This is a genomic window from Dietzia sp. NPDC055877 (genome assembly GCF_053615975.1).
Window position 1 is genome coordinate 387,709 of the sequence record NZ_JBSHCV010000003.1, and the last position, 9,491, is coordinate 397,199.

Sequence of the window (9,491 nt, forward strand, 5' to 3'; positions counted from 1 at the left end):
CCACACAGGGTATCGGGACACACCGTGTCAGCACACGCTGAGGTCGTCGAGTCCGTATCAGGACAGGGCGGTCTCGACGACCGCCGCCGTACCGAGAACCGCTCCCCGCCCGGACAGCGCGAAGGCGTCCTCGACCGCCGAGCCGCGGGTTCTCACCAGAACCCAGTCGATTCTCGCACCGGCACCCAGGAGCGACGAGACGATCGTGGCGAGCAGCCCCGGCCGATCCCGGGCCCGCACCTCCAGGATGATTCCGTCCCCGTCGGAGCGCGGGCTGACGATGACCGACGCCGGGACGTCCGGGGGCCGGTGCGCGGGTGCCCGACCCAGCGCGTTGCGCATCGTGCTCGGTAATCCCGAATCGATCGACCGCCGCAGGTCCTTGGCGAGCAGCCGGGGGTCGACCGGCGCCCCGAATCCTGTGGACACCGTCATCGTCGCCCGCATGCCGCCGGGCGGCCGCAGGTCGATCCGTGCGTCCACGACCTCCAGCCGGTGGAATGCCAGGACCTGTGCCGCAACCTCGAGCGAGCGTCCCCCACCGGGCACGACGAGGGTGACGTCGTGGCGGGTCCCGGCGCCCCGGGTCCGGAGGTCGACGACGACGTCGGGTGGCCCGTGCGGGCGGGCCGCGTCCACCGCGGGCGGTTCGAGATCACCGGGGCGACCGGACGGTGTCGCCCGGCACGCGGCCACCAGGGCTGCGTGAGCGGCCGCCCGCCCCTCGGTCCACACCGTCGGTCCGGTGGCGATCGAGTCCGCTTCGGTCAGGGCGGCCAGGACGTCCATCGCCACCGTGTCGTGTTCCAGCACCGCCATGAGCATGGCGGGCGTGGCCGGGTCCCGTGGGTCGTGACGAACTGCCGACCTGGCGAACAACAGGTGGTGACGAACGATTCGCACGAGTGTCTCGTCGTCGTCATCATCCAACCCGAGCCGTACCGCCACCGGCCACACCATCTCCGCACCGTTCACGCTGTGATCCCCGGCGCGACACTTGCCGATGTCGTGGAGCAACGCCCCGAGTAACAACAGATCGGCCCGGCGCACAGAGGTGGTGAGTCGCGAGGCGGCCACCACCGTCTGGATGAGGTGGCGGTCCACCGGGAAGACATGGGTGCGCTCCCGGGCCGGTAGGTCGCGGATCCCGGACCACTCGGGCAGCAGCCGCTCCCACAGCCCGCTGCGGTCCAGCGCCTCGAACACCGGCGGCAGGGTGTCACCGGAACCCAACAACACCAGCAGATCGGACAGCGCGGCCGCGGGCCACCGCCCCTCCGGCTGAGGGCAGCGCTCCGCGAGCACCCCGAGAGTCGCGGGAGCGATGGGAAGCCCCGCGCGTGCCGCGGCGGAGGCGACGCGCAGCGGCAGCCACGGATCGGTCTCGACCCGCGCGCCCCGGGCCAGTGCCACCTCCCCGGCGTGCTCCACCACCCCGTCCGCCAACGGACGGCGCACCGGTGACCGCCGCAGTAATCCGGTGAGCCCGCGTGTGGACAGCGCCGCGCACGACACCCGCAGCGCCTGGTCTGTGGTGAAGGCGATCGTGCGGGAGGCGTCGCCGAGGGCCCGGGCCAACTCGAACCGGTCACCCACGCCGAGCGCACGGCCGACCTCGTCGCCGTACTGGGCGTGCAGGACCTCGCGCGGGCGGCCGCTGATGCGGTGCAGTTCGGTCCGCGCATCGAGGACCCTGGCATGCGCTGTCGCCAGATCCTCGGGCCTGGCCGACCGACCGTCACACAGGTGCGCCAACGTCAGCGCCGACACGAGTTGGCGGTCCCGCAGGCCTCCCGCCCCGTTCTTGAGGTCGGGCTCGGTGAGATGGGCGATCACGCCGGCGCGCCGGCGGCGGGCCGCGGCCGCGTCGACCAGGTCGTCGTATCGGGAGGCGATCTGGCTCCGCCACTGACGGCGCGCGCCGTCGATCACGAGCGCTCCCAGGTCGGCGTCGCCGGCCACGACGCGGGCGTCCAGCAGACTCAGCCCGGCACACACGTCCGAGGCGGCGACGGTCAGACACTGGTCGACGGTCCGGACACTGTGGTCGAGCTCGATCCCGGAATCCCACAACGGGTACCACAGCGACTCGGCGATTCTCGCGAGCTCCCGGTCCGGGCGCCGCTCGTGCACGAGGACCAGGTCGAGATCCGAGAACGGGAGCACTTCGCGGCGCCCGAGGCCGCCGAGTGCGACGAGCACGAACCCGCTCCGGTCCCCGATGCCGGCCTCCTGGGCCAGGAGGGCGAGTTCCCGCTCGTACAACTCGCACAGGGCGCCCCTCAGGGCGTCCGCGGGTAGGTGCTCGGGAGACACACCCAGGAGTTCCGCGCGTCCCTCGCGGAGCGCCCGGGCACGCTGGATACCGAACGTCCCGCTCATGGGGACTCCTCTCCGCCTTGCGGCGACACCCGGGCCTCGGCGGGCCGCTCAGATGGCGGCCGGGCCCTCTTCGCCGGTGCGGACGCGGACGATGGACTCGACCGGGGTGACCCAGACCTTGCCGTCGCCGATCTTGCCGGTGCGGGCCGAGTCGACGACCAGGGCGATGACCGCGTCGACAGCCTCGTCGTCGACCACCACCTCCACCCTGATCTTGGGGACGAAATCCACGGCGTACTCCGCGCCGCGATAGACCTCTGTGTGGCCCTTCTGGCGGCCGTAACCCTGCACCTCGCTGATGGTCAGTCCGTGGATTCCGGCCTGCTCCAGCGCCGCCTTGACGTCGTCGAGGGTGAACGGCTTGATGATCGCGGTGACGAGTTTCATGTCGTGATGTCCTTTCGTGGGTCCGGCTCAGCGGATGAGCGCGGTGGTGGAGGGTTCGTACGCCGTCTCCGCGTGCTGGGCGCCGTCGATGCCCGACTGTTCGTCGGTCGCATCGATCCGCCACCCGAGGGGCCTGCAGATCGCCCAGGCGATCGTGGTCATCACCGCGGTGAACACCAGCGCCGCCATCGCGATCACCGCCTGGATGACGAGCAGTTTCCAACCATCGGCGGAGTAGAACAGCCCGGCGGCGGTGTCGAAGGTGCCGGTGGCGAACAGGCCGATCGCCACGGTGCCCCAGAGCCCGGCGACGAGGTGGACGCCCACCACGTCGAGAGAGTCGTCGTATCCGAACCGGTACTTCAGCCCCACCGCGAGCGCGGACAGGATGCCGGCGACCGCTCCGAGCGCGACAGCACCGAGCGGACTGACCGAGCCCGCAGCCGGCGTGATGGCCACGAGACCGGCGACCACACCCGAGGCGGCCCCGAGGCTGGTGGCGTGACCGTCCCGGATCCGTTCGGCGAGCAGCCAGCCGAGCATGGCGGCGGCGGCGGCCGCGGTGGTGTTGACCCATGCGAGCCCGGCCGCGCCGTCGGCACCGAAGGCGGAGCCGGCGTTGAAGCCGAACCAGCCGAACCACAGCAGTGCGGCACCGAGCATGACCAACGGCAGGTTGTGCGGACGGTAGGCGGTGCGCCCGAACTCCAGGCGTCTGCCGATGAGCAGGACCAGCACGAGCGCGGCGATACCCGCGTTGATGTGGACGACCGTGCCGCCGGCGAAGTCGATCGGGGCGACCGCGGCGGTCAAACCGCCCTCACCGTCGTCGACGGTGCCGAAGATCCTCGCGGCAATCCCGTTCTCCGAGTGCGAGAGCAGGCCGCCTCCCCACACCATGTGTGCGAGCGGGAAGTACGCCAGGGTCACCCAGACGCCCGCGAAGGCCAGCCAGGTCCCGAACCTCACCCGCTCGGCGAGCGCCCCCGAGATGAGTGCCACCGTGATGATCGCGAAGGTCACCTGGAAGGCGACGTCGACGACCTGCGGGTAGGCGCCGGAACCCGAGGCCACCCAGCCGGAGGCGTCGCCGATCACCCCGGAGAGCCCGAACATCTCGAAGGGGTTGGCGAACACGCCGCCGACGGACTGTCCGCCGTAGGACATCGACCAGCCCCACAGCAGGTAGATGATGCCGACCAGGCCCATCGACCCGAACGACATCATCATCATGTTGAGCACGGACTTCTGCCGGGACATCCCGCCGTAGAACAGTGCCAGCGCGGGTGTCATGAGCAGCACCAGGGATGCCGCCATGAGCATCCAGGCCGTGTCTCCCGTATCGAACTCACCTGTCACGATGCGGTCCTCCTCGTCTCGCGGGGAGGCGTCTTGTCGCCACCCCGTCCGAGATAAGAGATTTCCGCCGTCGTGTTGCGGCCGGTGCGCGCGCACGTTTCCGGTCGGTTACGCGCGGGCGCCTTTCGTTCCGTTCCTGTGTCCTGCGTCCCGGTACCTACACGGCAGCCCCCGACCGGGTCAGGTCCCGAGCAGCGCGTCGACGAACGCCTCCGGGGTGAACGGTGCCAGGTCGTCAGCGCCCTCCCCGAGTCCGACGAGCTTCACCGGCACGCCGAGTTCGTGCTGCACCTGGAATACGATTCCGCCCTTGGCGGTGCCGTCGAGCTTGGTCAGCACGACGCCGGAGATGTCCACGACGTCCTTGAACACGCGCGCCTGCATGAGGCCGTTCTGACCGGTGGTCGCGTCGATCACGAGCAGGACCTCGTCCACAGGGGTCTTCTTCTCCACGACGCGCTTGACCTTGCCGAGCTCATCCATGAGGCCCGTCTTGGTGTGCAGGCGGCCCGCGGTGTCGACCAGCACGGCGTCGACTCCGGTCTCCACCCCCCGCGCGACGGCGTCGAAGGCCACGGAAGCCGGGTCGGCGCCCTCCTTGCCGCGCACGACCTCGGCGCCGACACGCTCGGCCCAGGTCTGGAGCTGGTCAGCGGCCGCGGCACGGAACGTGTCCGCGGCGCCGAGGAGGATGGCGCGGCCGTCAGCGACCAGCACGCGGGCGAGCTTGCCGGTGGTGGTGGTCTTACCCGTGCCGTTGACGCCGACGACGAGGAGGACGGCCGGCGTCCCGTCGTTCGGCAGCGCCCGCAAAGAACGGTCGTACTCGGGGTGGAGGTTGTCGATGAGCGTCTGCCGCAGCAGGTCGCGCACCTGCGCCTCGGTGCGGACCTGGCGGGTGGCGATCTCCTCGCGCAAGGTGTCGACCACGCGCTCGGTCATGGCGGCGCCGAGGTCGGCCATGATCAGGGTGTCCTCGATCTCCTCCCATGCGTCCTCGTCGAGATCGCCCGCACCGAGCAGTCCCAGCAGGCCCTGACCGACCGAGTTCTGCGACCGCGACAGGCGGCCGCGGAGTCGATCCAGGCGTCCGGCGGACGGATCGATGCGCTCGATGGGGGCGACCGGCTCGGGGGTGCCGGTGATGACGTCCGGCGAGTGGACGGGCACCTCGTCGTCGGGGACCTCGGGTGGGACCACCACAGGCTCGACAGGGGTCGGCTCCACGACCACGGTCTCCGCGCTCGGTCCGGGCTCGATGTCCGGCTCGGGCGCCGGCTCCGGCTCCGTCGACGGCGCCGGGGGCACGGCAGTCGGAGCCGGCGGCGCGGGCTCGGCAACCGGCGCGGCGGGCGCCGGATCGGCCGACGGGGCCGAGGGCTCGACGGGCTGCGTGGGCTCCACGGGGGCGGGCGTCTCGCGCGGCAGCGGCTCCTTCGGTGGCGCGGCGGTGGCAGCCCCTCCGGCCTGGGTGAACGAGAAGCCCGTTCCAGCCTGGTAGTTGCCGGAGCGCTCCTGTTGGGTGAGCTCCTTGTTCTCCTCGGGTTTGCTGAGGGTGATCTGCCGGTTTTTGCGGAGCTGCAGTCCCACGACGAGCGCGATGACTGCCAGCAACAGCACGACGGCGACGGCCACGATGATCCAGGTAGTGGTGTTCACGGTGCCCAGTATGGCCGAACGCCCCCTTCGTCATCTCGATCCCGGGGGTCCGGAGCGGCCCTAGACTGACGCTCGTCACCGGAAGGAGGTGCTCGTGCCGTGACCGATGTCCACGCCCCACCGCACGCCGGTCCACCGACCCCTCCCCGTGCACGCAGAGCCCCTATCCGCCGCGCCCCGGTCGTGCCCACCTGGGTCGCCAAGGCCGTCATGGCGGTGACCGGGCTGGTCTTCACCGCCTTCGTCGTGGTGCACATGGTCGGCAATCTCAAGGTGTTCAGCGGTGCGGCCACGTTCAACGGTTACGCCGCGTGGCTGCGTTCGTTGCTCGAGCCCCTCGTCCCGCACGAGGGCGTCCTGTGGGCACTCCGCGTGGTGCTCGCGCTGTGCCTGGTCGCCCACCTGTGGTGCTCCGTGGTGTTGGTTCGCCGCTCACGGTCGTCGGCGGGCCCGCATCGGCGGCGGCTGTCCGCAGGATCGTTCGGGGCGCGGTCGATGCTGGTGACCGGCGTGGTGCTGCTGCTGTTCGTCGTCTTCCACATCCTGGACATGACCACCGGCACCCCGCCGGTCGCGCCGTCCTCCTTCGTCCCGGGCTCGGCCCACGCCAACCTCGTGGGGAGCCTCGCGCGGCCGTGGGTGGCCACCTTCTACGGGTTCACGATGCTGCTGCTGGCCGTGCACATCGCGCACGGTGTCCGCACAGCGGCCGGCGATCTCGGCGTGACCGGGGTCCGGAGCCGTGCCGGTATCGCGGTCATCGGCGGGATCGCCGCCGTGGCGGTCCTTCTCGGTAATGCCGCGATCCCCGTGGCTGTCCAGATGGGGTGGCTGACATGACGTTCACGCCGCCTCCGGTGTCGATCCCGGGCGTCTCGCTCGGCCGGGCACTGTTGAGCGGCGTGCCGGACGGCGACCCCGCCACGGCATGGGCGCGGCGTCGCGACGCCTACCCCCTGGTCGCCCCCGGGAACCGCCGGCACTTCCACGTGGTCGTGGTGGGTACGGGGCTGGCGGGCGCGGGGGCGGCCGCCGCGCTCGCCGAACTCGGCTACCGGGTCACGGCGTTCACCTACCACGACGCGCCGCGCCGCGCGCACTCCGTCGCCGCCCAGGGCGGCATCAATGCGGCCCGGGGCCGCCGGGTGGACGGCGACTCGGTCGCCCGCTTCGTCACCGACACCGTCAAGGGTGGTGACTTCCGTGGTCGGGAGGCCGAGGCGTTCCGACTGGGCGAGGAGTCGGTGCGGGTGATCGACCACTTCTCCGCCATCGGCGCCCCGTTCGCCCGTGAGTACGGCGGCGTCCTGGCCACCCGTTCCTTCGGCGGGGTGCAGGTCTCCCGCACGTACTACTCCCGGGGCCAGACCGGGCAGCAGCTCCAGATCGCCGGGACACAGGCCCTACTGCGGCAGGTCGGGGCGGGCGCGGTGGAACTGCACACCCGCCACGAGATGCTCGACCTCGTCGTCGACGACTCCGGCTGCCACGGGGTTGTGGTGCGCGACCTGGTCACCGGCCGGATCCGGGCCGAGACCGCGCACGCGGTCGTACTGGCCACGGGCGGGTACGGCACCGTCTTCCGCGACTCCACGCTCGCCGTGCACTCCAATGCCTCGGCCGTGTGGCGCGCCCACCAGCGGGGTGCTCTGTTCGCCTCGCCCTCGTTCGTCCAGTTCCACCCCACCGCCCTGCCCAAGGACACCGACTGGCAGGCCAAGACCATCCTCATGAGCGAGTCGTTGCGCAACGACGGGCGGATCTGGGTCCCGCTGCGTGCCGACGACACGCGGGCCCCGGGGGATATCCCCGACGCCGAGCGGGACTACTTCCTCGAGCGCCGGTACCCCGCGTTCGGCAACCTGGTGCCCCGTGACGTGGCCTCGCGCGCGATCACCACCGAGATCCGGGCCGGCCGGGGCGTCGGCCCCCGGTGCAACTCGGTGAACCTGGACTTCCGGGACGCGCTGGTACGCGTGGGGCGCGAGGTGATCGCCGAACGCTACGGCAACCTGTTCGACATGTACACCCACGCCACCGGCGAGGACCCGTACACGGTCCCGATGCGGATCGCCCCGACCTGTCACTTCACGATGGGTGGGCTGTGGAGCAACTACGATCTCCAGACCTCGGTCCCCGGACTGTTCGTGGGCGGAGAGTGCGGCTGGGGCTACCACGGGGCCAACCGGCTCGGCGCGAACTCACTGCTCAGCGCAAGTGTCGACGGGTGGTTCACCCTGCCCTTCTCGGTACCTGCGCACCTGGCCACCCGTCTCGGACGGGAACTACCGGCGGACGACGACGAGGTGGTCGCGTCCGCCGTGAACCGCGCCCGCCGGCGTGTGGACGCCCTCCTCTCGGTGGGCGGGACGACCGGGCCGGGCCACTTCCACCGCGAACTCGGGCAGATCCTCTACGCCGGGTGCGGGGTCACGCGGACCGCGGAGGGGCTCACCGAGGCGATCGACCGTGTCCGTGAGCTGCGCGCCCGTTTCTGGGCGGATCTCCGGGTCACCGGGTCCGGAGAGCACCTCAACCAGGTCCTCGAACTGGCCGGCCGGGTGGCCGACTATCTGGAGCTGGCCGAGCTGATGTGCGTCGACGCCCTGGACCGGGACGAATCCTGCGGCGCCCATTTCCGCGACGAACACCAGACACCGGACGGGGAGGCGCTGCGCGACGACGCGTCGTGGTGCTTCGCCTCGGCGTGGGAGTCCACGGGAGACGACCGGGGCGGCCCGCGCGCCTTCACCCGGCACGCCGAGCCTCTCGGATTCCAGACGGTCGGTGTGACCACGAGGGACTACCGATGAGAGCCACCGACGAGGGGCAACCGATGCGGTCTCAGACCGGGAGGCGGACACCATGGATCTGACACTGCGCATCTGGCGCCAGGACGGGCCGGAGGACACGGGACGGTACGAGCATCACGACGTGTCCGGCGCCCGGCCGGAGATGAGCGTGCTGGAACTGCTCGACGTGCTCAATGAACGGTTGGTGGACTCCGGTCGGGAGCCCGTGGCGTTCGACTCCGACTGCCGCGAGGGGATCTGCGGCGCGTGCGGGGTGACGGTCGACGGTCGCCCCCACGGTCCCGCGGCGAACACCCCGTCGTGCCACCAGCGGCTCACCGCGTACTCCGACGGAGACACCCTGCGCATCGAACCACTGCGTGCGGCCGCCTTCCCGGTGGTGCGGGACCTGGTGGTGGACCGCTCCGCTCTCGACGGCGTGATCGAGGCCGGTGCGTACGTGCGCATTCCCGCGGGGGCCGCGCCCGACGCCGACAGCACGTTGCAGGACCACGACACGGCCAACACCGCCCTGGACTTCGCGGCCTGCATCGGCTGCGGCGCCTGCGTCGCGGCGTGCCCCAACGGGTCGGCGAACTTGTTCGTCGGTGCCAAGCTCGGGCACCTGGCGCTCATGCCGGTGTCCGCGCTCGACCGCGCCCCGCGGGCCCGGGAGATGGTCCGGGAGGCGGACCGCGAATTCGGTCCCTGCTCGCTCTACGGCGAGTGTTCGAGGGTGTGCCCCGCCGGGATCCCGCTACGCGCGATCGGGGCCGTCAACCGTGAGCGCCTGCGCTCGGTGTTCCGCCGCCGGTGAGCGGCTAGATGTGATGTCCAGGGAGGTTGTCCCGACTCGCGTTGGTGAGTTCGGCTGACAGGTGAAGGCCTCCGGTTGTGAAGTGGAGCTGTCTA

7 protein-coding genes are annotated in these 9,491 nt (G+C 71.2%); 3 read left to right on the forward strand and 4 right to left on the reverse strand.

Going from position 1 to position 9,491, the window contains the following annotated elements; translation table 11 throughout:
* Positions 1–57: 57 nt before the first annotated feature.
* From ACWGLC_RS06200 to ftsY, 4 genes are all read right to left on the reverse strand, one after another.
* The gene (locus ACWGLC_RS06200; RefSeq protein ID WP_452099047.1) at positions 58–2,382 is read right to left on the reverse strand and encodes a [protein-PII] uridylyltransferase; all 2,325 of its coding nucleotides are present in this window, start codon (positions 2,380–2,382) and stop codon (positions 58–60) included.
* Positions 2,383–2,430: 48 nt separating this feature from the next.
* A complete protein-coding gene (locus ACWGLC_RS06205) occupies positions 2,431–2,769 on the reverse strand; it encodes a P-II family nitrogen regulator (protein WP_452099048.1) in 339 nt (112 codons plus the stop codon).
* A 27-nt stretch (positions 2,770–2,796) separates the two neighbouring features.
* Positions 2,797–4,092: an ammonium transporter gene (locus ACWGLC_RS06210; RefSeq protein WP_452099078.1), complete on the reverse strand. Its 1,296-nt coding sequence runs from the start codon at positions 4,090–4,092 to the stop codon at positions 2,797–2,799.
* 216 nt (positions 4,093–4,308) lie between these two features.
* Positions 4,309–5,787, reverse strand: coding sequence for a signal recognition particle-docking protein FtsY (gene ftsY / locus ACWGLC_RS06215; protein WP_452099049.1), 1,479 nt, complete (start codon positions 5,785–5,787; stop codon positions 4,309–4,311).
* A gap of 183 nt (positions 5,788–5,970) precedes the next feature.
* On the opposite strand from ftsY, the gene ACWGLC_RS06220 reads away from it, so the two are divergent.
* Genes ACWGLC_RS06220 through ACWGLC_RS06230 form a run of 3 tightly spaced genes read left to right on the forward strand, consistent with a single transcriptional unit; the run spans position 5,971 to position 9,396 of the window.
* Positions 5,971–6,627 (forward strand): succinate dehydrogenase cytochrome b subunit, encoded by a 657-nt coding sequence (locus ACWGLC_RS06220; protein WP_452099050.1) that lies wholly within the window; start codon positions 5,971–5,973, stop codon positions 6,625–6,627.
* Positions 6,624–8,600, forward strand: coding sequence for a fumarate reductase/succinate dehydrogenase flavoprotein subunit (locus tag ACWGLC_RS06225; protein WP_452099051.1), 1,977 nt, complete (start codon positions 6,624–6,626; stop codon positions 8,598–8,600). The genes ACWGLC_RS06220 and ACWGLC_RS06225 overlap by 4 nt, the downstream gene beginning before the upstream one ends.
* 52 nt (positions 8,601–8,652) lie before the next feature.
* Complete coding sequence (locus tag ACWGLC_RS06230) at positions 8,653–9,396, forward strand: succinate dehydrogenase/fumarate reductase iron-sulfur subunit (RefSeq protein WP_452099052.1); 744 nt, start codon at positions 8,653–8,655, stop codon at positions 9,394–9,396.
* The last annotated feature ends 95 nt before the right edge of the window (positions 9,397–9,491 follow it).

Bases quoted from the DNA above. Each gene is read 5' to 3' on its own strand.
- ACWGLC_RS06200 (WP_452099047.1), bottom strand. From the start codon at position 2,382: ATGAGCGGGACGTTCGGTATCCAGCGTGCCCGGGCGCTCCGCGAGGGA.
- ACWGLC_RS06205 (WP_452099048.1), bottom strand. From the start codon at position 2,769: ATGAAACTCGTCACCGCGATCATCAAGCCGTTCACCCTCGACGACGTC.
- ACWGLC_RS06210 (WP_452099078.1), bottom strand. From the start codon at position 4,092: ATGCTCATGGCGGCATCCCTGGTGCTGCTCATGACACCCGCGCTGGCA.
- ACWGLC_RS06225 (WP_452099051.1), top strand. From the start codon at position 6,624: ATGACGTTCACGCCGCCTCCGGTGTCGATCCCGGGCGTCTCGCTCGGC.
- ACWGLC_RS06230 (WP_452099052.1), top strand. From the start codon at position 8,653: ATGGATCTGACACTGCGCATCTGGCGCCAGGACGGGCCGGAGGACACG.